The sequence below is a fragment of the Haloprofundus salilacus genome, from assembly GCF_020150815.1.
GTDB classification, from domain to species: Archaea; Halobacteriota; Halobacteria; order Halobacteriales; family Haloferacaceae; genus Haloprofundus; species Haloprofundus salilacus.
In genome coordinates, this window is the sequence record NZ_CP083723.1 from 3040618 (window position 1) to 3057666 (window position 17049).

Genomic DNA, 17049 nt, shown 5'->3' on the forward strand with positions numbered 1-17049 from the left:
CAGAGCAACGACTGGCGGCCGGCGGAGGTCGTGACGTGAGCCTGCTCGACGTTTCGGATCTCGACGCCGGGTACGGCGACCTGCAGGTGTTGTCGGGGGTCGACCTCCGCGTCGACTCCGGCGAGTACGTCGCCGTCGTCGGTCCGAACGGCGCCGGCAAGTCCACGGCGATGAAGGCGATCTTCGGCATCGCCGACCGAATGGGGGGTTCGATCACGTTCGACGGCGTCGACATTACGGAGCTCCCGCCCGAGACCGTCATCCATCAAGGATTGAGCTACGTCCCGCAGACCGAGAACGTCTTCCCCTCGCTGACCGTCGCAGAGAACCTCCGACTCGGAGCGTACATCCTCGACGGTACGCCGGATGAACGCCGCGAAGCCGTGTTCGACCGGTTTCCGGTTCTCGCCGACCGTCTCGACGAGACCGCGGGAACCCTATCCGGCGGACAACAGCAGATGCTCGCGATGGGCTGTGCGCTGATGCTCGACCCCGACCTCCTCCTGTTGGACGAGCCCTCGGCCGGTCTCGCACCGGACCTCGTCGACGAGATGTTCGACCGCATCGACGCGGTCAACGAAGCCGGTACGGCCGTGCTGATGGTCGAGCAGAACGCGAAGGAGGCTCTGCGGCGCTGTGACCGCGGTTACGTGCTCGCGAGCGGTGAGAACCGCTACGAGGACACCGGCAACGCGCTTCTGAACGACGAGGAGGTCCGCCACCAGTTCCTCGGCGGCTAGTCCGGACCGCCGCTCGCGGACCTCGCAACGCTTTTACTCGACTGTCACATTCTGGCGCACATGGTATCCGAACCCCGACTCGGACGCACGACTCTCTCACAGCAGTCGCTTCGCGGGTTCGGCTTCTTCTTTACGGCCGCCTGAGAGCGGCGGACTCTCCGACGGCGCGAGGGCGTCGGCGGCGACGAAACCGCTCGGGTCGGCCGGTCGTCCGTAGGCCGTCGACCGTCCGCAGGTCGTTGCGGACGACGAGCGTTCGGAACTGCTAACAAGCGGGCAAACGGTGTCCACGACAACTCAGTACACAGCATGCGACTCCCGGAATCACAGGTCGCGGTGTTGGAAGCCGCGAGTACAGACGAAACGCCCGTCGGTGAACTCGCCGACGAGACAGGGCTGAAACCCGAGACGGTGACGCGTGCCGCCTTCGACCTGCGCGACGAGGGTCTCGTCGCCATCGAAGAGCGGACCGAGACGACGACGACGCTCACCGAGGAGGGCGAGACGTACGTCGAGGCGGGCCTGCCCGAGGTCCGCCTCTACCGCGCCGCCGTCGATGCGGGCGGTGCCGACGACGCGGTCCCAATGGGACAGGTCATCGGCGCGTCGGAGCTTCAGGGACCTGAAGTCGACATCGCGCTGTCGAACTTCGCACGGAAGGGGTACGGCCGCATCGACAGCGGCGAGTTAGTCGTCGACGACGACGCTGACCCCGACGCCGACGCAGAGGCCGCCGCGCTGGCCGCGCTCGCCGAGGGCGAGACCGTCGACGACGAGGAGACGCTCGACGAACTCGACCGTCGCGGCCTCGTCGACCGAAACGAGTCGACGGTTCGCTCAGTCGTCCTCACCGACGACGGCGTGACCGCGATGATGGAGGGCGTCGAGGTCGCCGAGACCGTAGACCGCCTCACCCCCGAGATGCTCACGTCCGGCGAGTGGCGCGACGTGGAGTTCGCCGAGTACAACGTCGAAGCCGACGCACCCGAGGAGCGCGGCGGTAAAGAACACGTGCTCCGACAGACCGCGGAGCGCGTCAAGGACACGCTCGTCGGCATGGGGTTCAAGGAGATGGAAGGCCCCCACGCCGACTCGGAGTTCTGGATCAACGACTGCCTGTTCATGCCGCAGGACCACCCGGCGCGCACTCACTGGGACCAGTTCGCGCTGGACGTGCCGCCGATGGAGGAAATTCCCGAGGACCTGCTTGACCGCGTCGAAGCCGCCCACCGCGAGGGCGTCGGCGACGACGGCGACGGCTACCACTCGCCGTGGACCGAGGACGTCGCCCGCGAAATCGACCTCCGCGGGCACACCACGTCGCTGTCGATGCGCTACCTCTCGGGGTACGCCGAGGGCGAGTTAGAGCCGCCGCAGCGCTACTTCTCCGTCGAGAAGGTGTACCGAAACGACACCCTCGACGCGACCCACCTGCTCGAGTTCTTCCAGATAGAGGGCTGGGTGATGGCCGAGGATCTCTCCGTCCGCGACCTGATGGGGACGTTCGAGGAGTTCTACCGCCAGTTCGGCATCACGGACATCCAGTTCAAGCCGCACTACAACCCGTACACGGAGCCGAGTTTCGAGCTGTTCGGTCGCCACCCGACGACAGGCGAACTCATCGAAATCGGGAACTCGGGGATGTTCCGCCCCGAGGTTCTCGAACCCCTGGGCGTTGACTGCGACGTGATGGCGTGGGGCCTCGCGCTCGAACGCCTCGCGATGCTCGTCACGGGCGCGGAGGACATCCGCGACCTGCACGGAACGCTCGCCGACCTCAACTTCCTGCGGAACGCGGAGGTGATTCGCTAATGCCAGTCGTAGATGTAGACACGGACGAACTTCGCCGGTTGACCGGCCACGAGGAGAAATCGGACGACGAACTCAAAGACGACCTGTTCGCGCTCGGCCTCGAGTACGAGGGCGAGACCGAAGACGGTCTCCTGCAGTTCGAGTTCGGGCCGGACCGCCTCGACCGCCTCTCGGTCGAGGGCGTCGCCCGGTCGCTCCGCTACCAGTACGGCGACGACCGCGGGGTGTACGTCCCGCAGACGAACTCGCCGGACTGGACCATCGAAGTCGACGAATCGGTGCCCGAACAGCGGCCGTACGTGACGGGCGCTATCGTCCGCGGCGTCAAGTTGGACGAGGACGCGCTCGACTCGCTCATCCAGTTGCAGGAGAAACTGCACGCGACGATGGGCCGAAAGCGCGTCAAGGGCGCCATCGGCATCCACGACCTCGTGATGCTGAAGGGGGCGAACCTCGGCGAGCGCGAGGTCGGGGCCGAGAGCAGTCCCGAGGAGGTGAACGAGCGACGCGAGTCGACCCCGCGAACGAGTGGTAACTCCATCAGCTACCGCGGGGTCGACCCCGACGGCGAGCGGTTCGTCCCGCTCGATTCGGACGCCGAGCTGACGCCCGCCGAGGTGCTCGAACGGCACCCAACCGGTGAGAAGTACGCCGACGTCGTCGCCGACTACGACCGCTACCCGGCCATCTACGACGAACTCGGCCTGTTCTCGTTCCCGCCGGTCATCAACGGCCGCCGGACCGAGGTCGACGAGGACTCCACCGACCTGCTCGTCGAACTCACCGGCACCGACCAGTGGACCATCGACAAGATGTGCAACATCATCTGCTACGCGCTGTCGGCGCGCGGTGGGACTATCGAGGAAGTCGAAGTCGAGACGGCGGACGGGACGCTCGTCAGACCCAACTTCGACGTCGACACCAAGACGGTCGAACACGACCGCATCGAGACGCTTCTGGGGACCGACCTCGACTTCGAGGAAGTCGTCGACCTGTTCGAGCGTTCCGGCCTCGGCGCCACCACGAATCTGGGCGACGAGATGAGCTACGAGGTCGAGATTCCGCCGTACCGCGTCGACGTGCTGCATCCGGTCGACCTTGTCGACGACGTGGGTCGCGCCTACGGCTTCAACACGCTCGTGCCGCGCTACCCCGACGTGGGGACCGTCGGCGGCCGCCACGACCGCTCGGACCTCGAACGTGCGGTACGCGAGCGACTCGTCGGTCTCGGCTTCGAGGACATGCTGAACTTCCACATGACCGACGAGGTGACGAACTACGACCGGATGAGCGTCGAGTACGACGCTGACGACGGCGTCGACGACGATGGCGACGTCGCTCTCGGCGCGACGCCGCCGGTTCGCATCGTCGAACCCTACAGCGAGGACTACACGATGCTTCGGACGTGGGCGCTGCCGTCGCTGATGACGGTGTTGGAGAATAACACTCACCGCGCCTACCCGCAGGAACTTGCCGAGATAGGCTTCGTCGCCCACGAGGACGACAGCGAGAACACCGGCGTCGCCGAGAGCCACCATGTCGCGGGCGTCCTCGCGCGCTACGACGCGACCTACGAGGACGCGAAAGCCAAACTGCAGGCGCTCTGCCGCGACTTCGGCGTCGAACTGGAGACGCCCGCCGCCGAGCATCCGTCGTTCATCGACGGTCGAACCGCCGCCGTCACCGTCGACGGCGAGAGTGTTGGCATAATCGGCGAAATTCATCCGGAAGTGCTGGTCGAACACGACCTCGAACTGCCCGTCGTCGCGTTCGAGTTCGAGTTGGCGGCGCTGCAGTAGGTCGCTCTTCTCTCTCCTTTCCGACGACTCACCCTTTCAACTTTCGCAGCAACTGTAGCTGAACCCCGTACCGTTTCTCTCCGGCTGAATCCAAATAACTCGAACGAATATCTACTTCTTCTATATTCTTCTTGGGAATTTCAGGCTCCGGTGGATATATGTGGCTGATTGTCCCACATTGGGGCGTCATGAATCCTCACGAAAAACAATTTGAGACGTTGTCGGTGACCCACGGCGAACGCGACCAGCGTCTCGCCGAAGGCGTCGAGGACGTTGTCGTTCCCCTCCACCTGAGTTCGACGTACGAGATTCCCGATATCAATCCGGACGTGGGACTCGAAGATTTGGACCCTGACGAGGGACAGTTCCTCTACTCTCGGCTCTCGAACCCGACGCGGAACGCGCTCGAACACCGACTAGCGGCGCTCGAAGGCGGCGAGTACGGATTCGCGTTCGCCTCCGGTACCGCGGCTATCGTCGCCACCGTGATGGCCGCCGTCGAACCCGGTGACCACGTCGTCGCCTTCGACGACCTCTACGGCGGGACGCGGACCATGCTGACTCGGTTGTTCGAGGGGCGCCTCCACGTCGACGTCTCGTTCGTCGACGCTCGCGAGGTGGACGTCGTCGCCGACGCAATGCGCGAGGAGACGGCGCTCGTCTGGATGGAGACGCCGACGAACCCGTTGCTTCGGCTCTGCGACATCGAAGCCATCGCCGAAGTCGCCTGCGAACACGGTGCGCTGCTCGGCGTCGACAACACGTTCCTCAGTCCGGCGTGTCAGAACCCGCTGGAACTCGGTGCCGACGTGGTGGTCCACAGCACGACCAAGTACCTTAACGGCCACAGCGACTCGCTCGGCGGGGCGGCCATCACCGACTGTCCGAACCTCTCCGAAGAAATCGCGTTCCTCCAGCGCGTCGGCATGGGGAACATGCTCTCGCCGTTCGACTCGTATCTCGTGCTTCGCGGGACGAAGACGCTCCCGCTGCGGATGCGCCAGCACAACGAGAACGCGATGGAAGTCGCCGAGTTCTTGGAGGACCACGAACGCGTGCGGGCGGTCCACTACCCGGGTCTGGAGAGCCACCCGCAGCACGAACTCGCGAAGAAGCAGATGTCCGGTTACGGCGGCGTGCTCTCCGTGGAATTGGACGCCGACCTCGACGGCACCGCCGAGTTCCTCGGCCACCTCTCGGAGTTCTCGTTGGCGGTGAGTCTCGGCGGCGTCGAGTCGCTCGTCGAACACCCGGCGACGATGACGCACTCGCCGTTGTCGCAGGCTGAACGCGACGAACTCGGCATCTCGAACTCCCTGATTCGTCTCTCGGTCGGCGTCGAACACGTCGACGACCTCGTCTCGGATTTGGAGGCCGGCTTCGCGGCACTCGCGTCGCACTCGGTGGCCGGCGGCGACGCGGCGGCGATGTCCGACGACGACTGAGTCGGATCGTCACGGTATTTCCGGTCGTCTCGCCGTTTCGCTTCCTCGTCGGTCACTCGCCAGTTTTCACCTCCTTTCGACCTGTGAGCGTCTCTGGGTCGAGGCGGTACTCTCTGAACGTGATCTCCTCGGGCGGCCGGTCGAAGATGTCCACTTCCGGAATCTCGACCGCCCACAGTCCTTGGACGGCGCTCGACTCGTAGGACGCCTCGGTCACGTCTTCGAGCGTGCCGGTCGCCACGACGCTTCGCCAACCATCGTCGGTCTGGGCGTGTGCGACGAACGTGAGGGGCCTGTCGACGACTCCCTCCTTCGTGCTCTCCGGTTGGAACGAGAGTCGAAAGTAGAAGTTCCCCGTCTCCGCGTCGTAGCCGTACGACACCGGCACCGTAAACGGTGATTCGTCGACTCCCTCGCCGAAGGAGATGACGCCTGTACCGCCCGTCCCGAGGAACTCGTTCAGTTCCTTCGTGCTCAGTTGCACCCAGCGGATTCCCTGCATACTATGTGGTACGTCATGGCAACACAAAATCATCCGGTCGCGTCCGTCTCGGCTCCGCGCGGCCGCGATTTCCGTATCCCAACCGAGGCGTTTAACAGCGGTCCGGGGAGTAGACACGTCCGAGAATGCCCAGTGGAGCATACGACCCGGAGGCCACGGAACGAAAGTGGCAGGAGCGGTGGCTCGACGAGAACACGTACGACTACGGCGACGCCGCAGTAGACGGGGATACGGTTTTCTCCATCGACTCGCCGCCGCCGACGGTGTCGGGGAGTCTCCACTGGGGCCACGTGTACGGCTTCACGCTGCAGGACTTCGTCGCCCGCTTCGAGCGGATGCGCGGCGAGAGCGTCTTCTTCCCGTTCGGCTACGACGACAACGGCATCGCCTCCGAGCGACTGACCGAGGACGAACTCGACATCCAGCATCAGGACTACGAGCGCCGCGAATTCCAGCAGCTCTGCCGCGAGGTCTGCGCCGAGTACGAGTCGGAGTTCACCGAGAAGATGCAGGCGCTCGGTATCTCCATCGACTGGGACCACACCTACCGGACCATCGAACCGCGCGTCCAGCGCGCCTCGCAGCTCTCGTTCATCGAACTGTACGAGCAGGGTCGCGAGTATCGCCAGCGCGCGCCCGCCATCTGGTGTCCGGAGTGCGAGACGGCTATCTCGCAGGTGGAGACCGAGGACGACGAACAGCCGAGCCACTTCCACGACATCGAGTTTCAGGTCACGGATTCGGAGGAGTCGTTCGTCATCTCGACGACGCGACCCGAACTTCTGCCCGCGTGCGTGGCCGTCTTCGTCCATCCCGACGACGACGAGAACCAGCATCTGGTCGGCGAGGAGGCGACGATTCCGCTATTCGGCCAGTCGGTGCCTATCATCGCCGACGACCGCGTCGACATGGAGACGGGGTCCGGTATTGTGATGTGTTGCACGTTCGGCGACCAGAACGACATCGAGTGGTACCAAGCGCACGACCTAGACCTCCGCATAGCCATCGACGAGTCCGGCACGCTCACAGAAGTGGCCGACGAGTACGCCGGGTTGGACCGCGACGAGGCTCGCGAGGCCATCGTCTCGGACCTCGACGACGCCGGCGCACTGCTGGACCGCCGCAGCATCACCCACGTCGTGAACGTCCACGAGCGCTGCGGGACGAGCGTCGAGTTCCTCGTCACCGAGCAGTGGTACATCAAACTGCTCGACAAGACTGACGAGTATCTCGAGGCGGGCCGGCAGATGGAGTGGTTCCCTGAGAAGATGTTCACGCGGTACAAAAACTGGATCGAGGGACTGCAGTGGGACTGGTCCATCTCCCGGCAACGCTCCTCCGGGATTCCGTTCCCCGTCTGGTACTGCGCGGAGTGCGACCACGAGGTCATCGCCCGGAAAGAGGACCTCCCGGTCGACCCGCTGTCGGACGATCCGCCGGTCGATAGCTGTCCGGAGTGCGGTCACGACGAGTTCGTCGCCGAGGACGACGTGTTCGACACGTGGGCGACGTCCTCTTTGACGCCGCTCATCAACGCCGGCTGGGACTGGGACGCCGAGAGCGAGGAGTACGCGATGGAGCACCCGGAGATCTACCCGTTCAACGTGCGCCCGCAGGGCCACGACATCATCTCCTTCTGGCTGTTCCACACCGTCGTCAAGTGCTACGAGCACACCGGCGAGGTGCCGTTCGACTCGGTGATGATCAACGGGATGGTGCTCGACGAGAACCGCGTGAAGATGTCCAAATCGCTCGGCAACATCGTCTCGCCCGACGAGGTGTTGGAGGAGTACCCCGTCGACGCCGCGCGCTACTGGGCCGCCGGGAGCGCCGTCGGCGACGACCTGCCGTACAATGAGAAAGGCATCGTCGCGGGCGAGAAGTTGCTCCGAAAGCTCTGGAACGCCTCGAAACTCGTCGACAGCCTCACCCCCGAGGAGCGACTCGACCAGCCGGAGCTGAAGGCCATCGACCGGTGGCTGCTCGCGGAGATGGACGACACCGTCCGCTTCGTCACCGAGAAACTCGAAGCCCGGGAGTTCTCGAAGGCCCGCGACCACCTCCGGAGCTTCTTCTGGCACACGTTCTGCGACGACTACCTCGAAATCGCCAAAGAGCGCGACGACGAGTCGGCGGCGTACACGCTCCAGACGGCGCACCGTCGCTTCCTCAAACTGTTCGCGCCGTTCCTTGCGCACATCACCGAGGAACTCTGGCGCGAACTGTACGACGAGCGGAGCATCCACAACACCGAGTGGCCCGAGACGCTCGGTCTGGACGCCGACCACGAGGCGGGCGAGACGGCGATGGCCGTCGTCGGCGCGCTCCGCAAGTACAAGAGCGACGCCCAACTGTCGCTGAACGCTTCTATCGACCGCGTCGACGTGTACGGCAACGTCTCGGGGTTCGAGACGGACATCCAGCGCGTGATGCACGTCGAGTCGCTTTCGACGCTGGACGAGGAGCCTGAAATCGAGTCCGTTGTCACCGGTATCGACCTCGACTACTCCGTCGTGGGTCCCGAGTACGGCAGTCAGGTACCGGAGATAGAGGCCGGTTTGGAGGTAGGGGAGTACGAAGTCGATGGAGAGTCGCTGCGCGTCGCCGACATCGAACTCGGCTCGGAGATGTTCAAGGTTAACCGCGAACGGCGCTACACCGGCGAGGGCGAGATGCTCGAAGCGGGCGACGCAATCGTCATCGTACAGAACTGAAGAACTGAGGCGGTGACTGTGCAGTTGTCTGTCCGTCCGCACGCGGGCGTTGCGCGCGAACGTCTATTCTTTCTCTGTCTCACTCCTTCTCTGTCCCTCCGTCCTCCGCTTCCCGTCCTCGACTTCCTACAGGTCGACGCCGACCACATCCGCGACGCTGTCGAAGCCATCGCGTTCCAACAGGTCGAGCAATCCTTCGTTGATGTCGCGGGCGACGCTCGGTCCCTCGTAGACGAGCCCTGTGTACAACTGGACGAGACTCGCTCCGGCGCGTATCTTCTCGTAGGCGCCCTCCGCGTCGGAGACCCCGCCGACGCCGATTATCGGGACATCGGTCCGGCGGGCGACGAACCGTATCGTCCTCGTCGCGCGGTTCTCGATGGGCTTGCCGGAGAGTCCGCCGCGCTCCGCTTGGTTCGGATTTCGGAGGGAGGTGGGTCGCTCCGTCGTCGTGTTGGTGGCGACGACGCCGTCAAGTTCGAGGTCTTCGACGACGGCGAGCGCTTCCTCGATAGCTGGTTCGGGGAGGTCCGGGGAGAACTTCACGAGCAGGGGCGACGCCCCGGCGTCTTTCAGTGCGCCGAGGATGCGCTCTAACGACTCGCGGTTCTGGAGTTCGCGGAGGCCGGGCGTGTTCGGACTGGAGACGTTGACGACGAAGTAGTCGCCCGCGTCGGCGACCCGTTCGTAGGTATAGAGGTAGTCCTCGGCGGCCTCGGCTAACGGGGTCGACTTCGACTTCCCGATGTTGATGCCGACCGGCACGTCGGGGAGTTCGCCCGCGTCGAGTCGTTCGCCCACCGCGTCAGCCCCGTGGTTGTTGAAGCCCATCCGGTTGATGATAGCTTCGTCCTCGGGGAGGCGGAACATCCGAGGGCGAGGGTTGCCGGGCTGTCGCTCGGCGGTAACGCCACCGACTTCGACGTGGCCGAAGCCGAGCGCGGCGAGAACTGAGGGAATTTCGGCGTTCTTGTCGAAGCCGGCGGCGACGCCGACCGGGTTCGGAAACGACTCGTCGAACAGGTCGACGCAGAGGCGGGGGTCGTCGACGGCGTAGCGACGCGCGAGGACGTTCTCCAGTCGGGTGTGCTGTACGGCGCGGAGCAGTCGGTGGGTCGTCCGGTGAATCGTCTCGGGGGGAAGCGCGAACAGCGCAGGCTTCGTCGCGTCGTACAGTCGCATCGTGTGTACGCTGCCGACGCGTCCGCATTAATCCGCCGAAGGCGTCGCTCGGCGTGTAGGGCTACCGAGATACGTGCGCTCTCAGAAGTCGTGTTCCACTTCGTCCGGGTCGGCTTTCTGGATGATTATCTTGTTGTCGCGAACACGGACGAATACCTCGTCGCCGATCTCAAGACCGGCAACGGCGAGTTCGTCTTCGTGGAGGTTGACGTGCACGTTGTGGTATTCGCCGTTGTCGTCTTTGGCACCACTCGGGCTGAGCTTCTTTTTCCGGACCATCGCGGTTGTCTACTCGAACTTCGCCGTAGGATATACATAAGTGTTGTCTCACTGGCTCCTCGCGTGCGCGCGAACGCAAACGAGGCATCCGAACGGACTCTCAGACGACGACGCCGGTTTCTTCGCATCTAATCGCCAGCACGCGCCACGGCGATATTTAAATCTTTCGTCGAATAGTGCTCATTTAGCCGATATATTTATATCAAATCGTGTGTTCGATTGCCATGGAGACCAGAAAACCATGGTACGTGAAGACGGTAAGCGCAATTTCGCACTTCGAGATTCGAGTGGTACTGAATCGAGCGTGTTCTCGGGGAACACTCCCCGACAAGCAGCTTTGAAGGCCGCGAGACGGCTCGAACCGGGCAGTTCCGAGGAGGACGCCGACCGGACGGAGCTTCGCCTTCGGGAGAAAGGGACGGACAAAGTTCACATCTACGACGGGTGGGCGTGGAACGAGACCGCACCCGACAACAAACCCGACTGGATGCCCGACGACATCACCGAGGCGAACGTCTCGAAGAAAGGCATCGAGCACATCGAAGAGTAGAGTATTCACGGTCCGGACATCTTTTGCGGCCGCTGTTCTCCGACAGGATTTTCTAGCGCGTGGTCGGAGAGTCAGACGCGCGGCTACCACTCGGCCAGACCGCACGCGCGACGCGTGGGATGATCGGTCGACCTCCTGCCGTGCGACACTCCTTCGTCGAGCCGTGGCGCCATTCAGTTGTTTCTCGGTCCGACACTGTCGCGTGTCTCTGACTCTCTCGCGGTGTGAAATCGCATGACGAGGCGCTCTCGGTTCGACGGTCTTTTATGTGACCCTCCCATCGCTGGTAATGCGACGGTCGCCCCGTGACGGGGCGGCCGGGGTTGCCCCGAAGTCGTGCACCGCACGAACCCTGTGGCAATCCCGAAACAACGCCCTTATATGCTAAGGGCGTTCACGTCGAAGTACGCCAAGGTCGCCGCCGGATATCGATTCCGGGGACGATCGGCATCCGATGCCCTTAAGTGTATCAGGGCATTCGGAGGTAATGCGGAAGAAGACACGATGCGATTGCGAGGCCGTTCAATTCGGCCATCAATCGCGGACTGGGTTGAAGCGAATCCGACGGGTTTATACCCACAAATCGCCTCCACTCAAGTCCGAAGGAAATGAGGATTCCGCCCCTGCGGTCCGCCGTACAGACGGAATCTGATGTGAGCCAACGTAGTTCGGTGACACCCGACCGACCGACGGTCTCGTCACCGAACTCGGACCATGCAATACCTAAACAACGGTGATTCGCTCTCTTCTTCGAAGAGAGCAAATCCCGCCACGCCCCCCGGACCTTGTGTCCGGGAGCATTCCGGTTGATCCTGCCGGAGGTCATTGCTATCGGGGTCCGATTTAGCCATGCTAGTTGTACGAGTTCAGACTCGTAGCGGATAGCTCCGTAACACGTGGCCAAACTACCCTACAGAGAACGATAACCTCGGGAAACTGAGGCTAATAGTTCATACCGCACTCACGCTGGAATGCAGAGTGCTCGAAACGCTCCGGCGCTGTAGGATGTGGCTGCGGCCGATTAGGTAGACGGTGGGGTAACGGCCCACCGTGCCGATAATCGGTACGGGTTGTGAGAGCAAGAACCCGGAGACGGAATCTGAGACAAGATTCCGGGCCCTACGGGGCGCAGCAGGCGCGAAACCTTTACACTGCACGACAGTGCGACAAGGGGACCCCGAGTGCGAGGGCATACAGTCCTCGCTTTTGTGAACCGTAAGGAGGTTCACGAATAAGAGCTGGGCAAGACCGGTGCCAGCCGCCGCGGTAATACCGGCAGCTCGAGTGATGACCGATTTTATTGGGCCTAAAGCGTCCGTAGCTGGCCGCGTAAGTCCATCGGGAAATCCATCCGCTTAACGGATGGGCGTCCGGTGGAAACTGCGCGGCTTGGAGCCGGAAGACCCAAGGGGTACGTCCGGGGTAGGAGTGAAATCCTGTAATCCTGGACGGACCGCCGATGGCGAAAGCACCTTGGGAAGACGGACTCGACAGTGAGGGACGAAAGCTAGGGTCTCGAACCGGATTAGATACCCGGGTAGTCCTAGCCGTAAACGATGCCTGTTAGGTGTGGCACCCACTACGAGTGGGTGCTGTGCCGTAGGGAAGCCGCTAAACAGGCCGCCTGGGAAGTACGTCCGCAAGGATGAAACTTAAAGGAATTGGCGGGGGAGCACTACAACCGGAGGAGCCTGCGGTTTAATTGGACTCAACGCCGGACATCTCACCAGCATCGACAGTAGCGATGATCATCAGGTTGATGACCTCTATGTTGAGCTACTGAGAGGAGGTGCATGGCCGCCGTCAGCTCGTACCGTGAGGCGTCCTGTTAAGTCAGGCAACGAGCGAGACCCGCATCCTTAATTGCCAGCAACACCCCCGGGTGGTTGGGTACATTAAGGAGACTGCCGTGGCTAACACGGAGGAAGGAACGGGCAACGGTAGGTCAGTATGCCCCGAATGTGCTGGGCAACACGCGGGCTACAATGGCCGGGACAAAGGGTTCCAACCTCGAAAGAGGGCGGTAATCTCAGAAACCCGGTCGTAGTTCGGATTGTGGGCTGAAACTCGCCCACATGAAGCTGGATTCGGTAGTAATCGCGTATCAGCAGTGCGCGGTGAATACGTCCCTGCTCCTTGCACACACCGCCCGTCAAAGCACCCGAGTGAGGTCCGGATGAGGCTTGGATACCCAAGTCGAATCTGGGCTTCGCAAGGGGGCTTAAGTCGTAACAAGGTAGCCGTAGGGGAATCTGCGGCTGGATCACCTCCTACTGACCCGTGACCACCCCGACGTGGGTGGCACACCTTTCATTGCATCCCCGAGTTCGCTGACGACCGCTCTGTCGGTCGGGCACCTTAGAACTACGTTGGCTCGCAAAGACGCTCCTGCTCTCCGTCGAGATCAAGACGAAAGCAGGAGTGGGCCCATAGCTCAGTGGTAGAGTGCCTCCTTTGCAAGGAGGATGCCCAGGGTTCGAATCCCTGTGGGTCCATGACTCGGACTGAATCGAAGACCGTGTCCCTTAAGTGGGAGACGACACTCGATTCAGATCCGAAGCAAGAACCGATGCACCACCCCGTGTAAGCGTGGGTGGGAAGGGTTGAACACGTGACCATTCACTCCGGCACGTGTTATGAAACCGTGTGTACGTGCAATCCAGACGTCCACTGGACCCGTTCATTGACTTGAACGGATTACAGTGTCCATCACTATACCATCGTATGGCTACTCTGCCATCTGGTGGATAGCTCGGCTCGAGAACCGAAGAAGGACGCGCCAAGCTGCGATAAGCCTCAGGGAGCTGCATGGAAGCAAAGAACTGAGGATCTCCTAATGGGAATCCCTTCACAATTGCCTTTGCGCAATGGGGAACGTCGGGAACTGAAACATCTTAGTACCGACAGGAAAAGAAAGCAAACCGCGATGTCGTTAGTAACGGCGAGTGAAGACGACACAGTCCAAACCGAAGCCCTCACGGGCAATGTGGTGTTCGGACTGGTCATAACCGGTCTGCTGTCGACGAGAAGTCTTCTGGAACGAAGCGTGATACAGGGTGACAACCCCGTATCGTCGACAAACGACCGCGGACCAACTCCAGAGTAGCGGGGGTCGGATATCCCTCGTCAACATGGCTGGCATCCTCAGCCAAGACTAAACATTCCTCGAGACCGATAGCGAACAAGTAGCGTGAGCGAACGCTGAAAAGCACTCCAAGAAGGACCGTGCAATAGAGCTTGAAATCAGGTGGCGATGGAACGACGGGGCATGAAAGGCCTCACGACAAACGACACGGGAGCGATCCCGCAGTAGAACTCGTGAGGAGCCGATGTCGCGTCGTGCGTTTTGAAAAACGAACCAGAGAGTGTACCTATTCGGCGAGTCTAACCCGGTTATCGGGGAAGGCACAGGGAAACCGATACGACCGCAGCCTTATGGCCAGGGTCACCGTCTTCAAGGGCGGGGAGCCGCGTGGGTACGACCCGAAACCGAGTGATCTACACGGGGGCAAGGTGAAGCGTGGCGAAAGCCACGTGGAGGCCTGTTAGAGTTGGTGTCCTACAATACCCTCTCGTGACCCATGTGTAGGGGTGAAAGGCCCATCGAACTCGGCAACAGCTGGTTCCGACCGAAACATGTCGAAGCATGACCTCAACTGAGATAGTCTGTGAGGTAGAGCGACCGATTGGGAGACCCGCCTCCGAGAGGAGTCGGCCTCCCTGTCAAACTCCGAACTTACAGACGTCGTAGACGTTGGGAGTCCGGTCTGCGGGGTAAGCCTGTGGACCGTAAGGGAGACAACCCAGAGCTGGGTTAAGGACCCAAAATGTGGACTAAGTGCAATCGAAGATAGTCTCGAGCCCTAAACAGCCGGGAGGTGAGCTTAGAAGCAGCTACCCTCTAAGAAAAGCGTAACAGCTTACCGGCCGAGGTTTGAGGCGTCGAAAATGATCGGGGCTCAAGTCCACTTCCGAGACCCGGCGGTACTCTTATAGAGTAATCCAGTAGGTCGGCACTCTGAGCGGGCGGAAGCACGGGTGAGAATTCGTGTGGACCGCTCAGTGACGAAAATTCTGGTCACAGTAGCAGCGAGAGTCGGGTGAAAACCCCGACGGCCTAATGAGCAAGGGTTCCTCGGCACTGCCAATCAGCCGAGGGTTAGCCGATCCTAAGTCCTACCGTAATTCGAATAGGACAAAAGGGTAACTGGTTAATATTCCAGTGCTATCACCACTCAAAGTCGACGCCTGGGGGTAGATCGAGCCGGACAGTCGTCCGGTCGAATCATCAAAATCCGTGGAAGCCGTCATGGCACGAAGCGGATGAACGGTGAGACAGCGAAAGTCGATCCAACCTCGGGCCCGTGAAAAGACGAGCGTGATATTCGTACCGAGATCCGACACAGGTGCTCAGGCAGAGAAAGCCAAGGCCTGTCGGGAAAACCGACGTTAGGGAATTCGGCAAGTTAGTCCCGTACCTTCGGAAGAAGGGATGCCTGCCCCTCACAGGGCAGGTCGCAGTGACTCGGACGCTCCAACTGTCTAGTAACAACACAGGTGACCGCAAATCCGCAAGGACTCGTACGGTCACTGAATCCTGCCCAGTGCAGGTATCTGAACACCTCGTACAAGAGGACGAAGGACCTGTCAACGGCGGGGGTAACTATGACCCTCTTAAGGTAGCGTAGTACCTTGCCGCTTCAGTAGCGGCTTGCATGAATGGATCAATGAGAGCGTCACTGTCCCAACGTTGGACCCGGTGAACTGTACATTCCAGTGCGGAGTCTGGAGACCCCCAAGGGGAAGCGAAGACCCTATAGAGCTTTACTGCAGGCTGTCGCTGGGACGTGGTCGCTGATGTGCAGCATAGGTAGGAGTCGTTACGCAGGCACCCGCGCTAGCGGGCCGCCGAGACATCATTGAAATACTACCCGTCAGTGACTGCGACCCTCACTCCGGGAGGAGAACACCGGTAGCCGGGCAGTTTGACTGGGGCGGTACGCGCTCGAAAAGATATCGAGCGCGCCCGAAGGTTCTCTCATTCGGGTCGGAAACCCGAAGAAGAGCGCAAGAGCAAACGAGAGCCTGACAGTGACATTCCTAACGAGTGTCGCTGACACGAAAGTGTGGTCTAGCGAACCGACGAGGCCCATAGATGGGGCCCGTCGATGACAGAAAAGCTACCTTAGGGATAACAGAGTCGTCACCGGCAAGAGCACATATCGACCCGGTGGCTTGCTACCTCGATGTCGGTTCCCTCCATCCTGCCTGTGCAGAAGCAGGCAAGGGTGAGGTTGTTCGCCTATTAAAGGAGGTCGTGAGCTGGGTTTAGACCGTCGTGAGACAGGTCGGCTGCTATCTATTGGGGGTGCGAGGTATCTGACGTGAACGATCGTATAGTACGAGAGGAACTACGATTGGTTGCCACTGGTGTACCAGTTGTCCGACAGGGCAGTTGCTGGGCAGCCACGCAACACGGGGTAAGAGCTGAACGCATCTAAGCTCGAAACCCACATGGAAAAGAGATACCACCAAGGTCACTCGTAGAAGACGAGTTCGATAGACTCGGGGTGTACGCAACGAGGCAACGAGTTGTTTAGCCCGCGAGCACTAACAGACCAGCCAACATTCATACCGCATGAGTATGGTGAAATGAGGTTTTCAGACGCTGCATTCGTTCGATCGATCGAACGGGTCCAGGCGTTTACTGGATTGCACGTATACAACGGTTTCACAGTCACAGAAAGCCCAATGCAAACGTCTTGCATGACCGACAGTGGTTTGAGAACGGTTCGATTCCGTTCGTCGGCGTTAAGGCGGCCACAGCGGTGAGGCAACACCCGTACCCATCCCGAACACGGAAGTTAAGCTCACCAGCGTGAACGCAACTACTGGAGTGCGCGAGCCTCTGGGAACACGTTTTCGCCGCCTCTCACTCATACTTCATTCATCGCCCACCGAGCGACAGCTCCGTGGGCGATCACTATTTCGAAATACATCGCTATCCTTAAGCGGACCACGACAGT

9 protein-coding genes, 1 tRNA gene and 3 rRNA genes are annotated in these 17049 nt (G+C 61.4%); 10 read left to right on the forward strand and 3 right to left on the reverse strand.

Translation table 11 applies throughout. From position 1 onward, the window contains the following. Window positions 1-35 precede the first annotated feature (35 nt). The 4 genes from LAQ58_RS15700 (at window position 36) to LAQ58_RS15715 (ending at window position 5796) form a co-directional block, all read left to right on the forward strand. Window positions 36-740, forward strand: coding sequence for an ABC transporter ATP-binding protein (locus LAQ58_RS15700; RefSeq protein WP_224448380.1), 705 nt, complete (start codon window positions 36-38; stop codon window positions 738-740). A 309-nt stretch (window positions 741-1049) separates the two neighbouring features. After that, window positions 1050-2552 (forward strand): phenylalanine--tRNA ligase subunit alpha, encoded by a 1503-nt coding sequence (gene pheS, locus LAQ58_RS15705; RefSeq protein ID WP_224448381.1) that lies wholly within the window; start codon window positions 1050-1052, stop codon window positions 2550-2552. Beyond that, entirely contained in the window at window positions 2552-4351 is a 1800-nt protein-coding gene (pheT, locus tag LAQ58_RS15710; RefSeq protein WP_224448382.1) for a phenylalanine--tRNA ligase subunit beta, read from the forward strand. Before pheS ends, pheT begins: the two co-directional genes overlap by 1 nt. A gap of 188 nt (window positions 4352-4539) precedes the next feature. Then, the gene (locus LAQ58_RS15715) at window positions 4540-5796 is read left to right on the forward strand and encodes a trans-sulfuration enzyme family protein (RefSeq protein WP_224448383.1); all 1257 of its coding nucleotides are present in this window, start codon (window positions 4540-4542) and stop codon (window positions 5794-5796) included. Between the two features lie 52 nt (window positions 5797-5848). Here the strand turns inward: LAQ58_RS15715 and LAQ58_RS15720 are convergent, their stop codons facing one another. Continuing rightward, complete coding sequence (locus LAQ58_RS15720; RefSeq protein WP_224448384.1) at window positions 5849-6298, reverse strand: pyridoxamine 5'-phosphate oxidase family protein; 450 nt, start codon at window positions 6296-6298, stop codon at window positions 5849-5851. A gap of 125 nt (window positions 6299-6423) precedes the next feature. Between LAQ58_RS15720 and LAQ58_RS15725 the strand changes: the two genes are divergently transcribed. Continuing rightward, window positions 6424-9012 carry a valine--tRNA ligase gene (locus LAQ58_RS15725; protein ID WP_224448385.1) on the forward strand — a complete coding sequence of 863 codons (2589 nt, stop codon included), beginning with the start codon at window positions 6424-6426 and terminating at the stop codon, window positions 9010-9012. Window positions 9013-9138: 126 nt separating this feature from the next. On the opposite strand, the gene LAQ58_RS15730 is transcribed toward LAQ58_RS15725, so the two are convergent. Next, complete coding sequence (locus LAQ58_RS15730) at window positions 9139-10194, reverse strand: quinone-dependent dihydroorotate dehydrogenase (protein ID WP_224448386.1); 1056 nt, start codon at window positions 10192-10194, stop codon at window positions 9139-9141. Between the two features lie 81 nt (window positions 10195-10275). After that, window positions 10276-10473 carry an AbrB/MazE/SpoVT family DNA-binding domain-containing protein gene (locus tag LAQ58_RS15735; RefSeq protein ID WP_224333490.1) on the reverse strand — a complete coding sequence of 66 codons (198 nt, stop codon included), beginning with the start codon at window positions 10471-10473 and terminating at the stop codon, window positions 10276-10278. Between the two features lie 241 nt (window positions 10474-10714). Between LAQ58_RS15735 and LAQ58_RS15740 the strand changes: the two genes are divergently transcribed. From LAQ58_RS15740 to rrf, 5 genes are all read left to right on the forward strand, one after another. Continuing rightward, entirely contained in the window at window positions 10715-11023 is a 309-nt protein-coding gene (locus tag LAQ58_RS15740) for a non-histone chromosomal MC1 family protein (protein ID WP_224448387.1), read from the forward strand. 799 nt (window positions 11024-11822) lie between these two features. Next, window positions 11823-13295: ribosomal RNA gene (locus LAQ58_RS15745) — 16S ribosomal RNA — on the forward strand. A gap of 151 nt (window positions 13296-13446) precedes the next feature. Next, window positions 13447-13518: transfer RNA gene (locus LAQ58_RS15750), tRNA-Ala, on the forward strand. A 224-nt stretch (window positions 13519-13742) separates the two neighbouring features. Next, window positions 13743-16657: ribosomal RNA gene (locus LAQ58_RS15755) — 23S ribosomal RNA — on the forward strand. A gap of 178 nt (window positions 16658-16835) precedes the next feature. Continuing rightward, window positions 16836-16957 (forward strand): 5S ribosomal RNA (rrf, locus tag LAQ58_RS15760). Together the 16S, 23S and 5S rRNA genes with 1 tRNA gene alongside form the textbook arrangement of a ribosomal RNA operon. The last annotated feature ends 92 nt before the right edge of the window (window positions 16958-17049 follow it).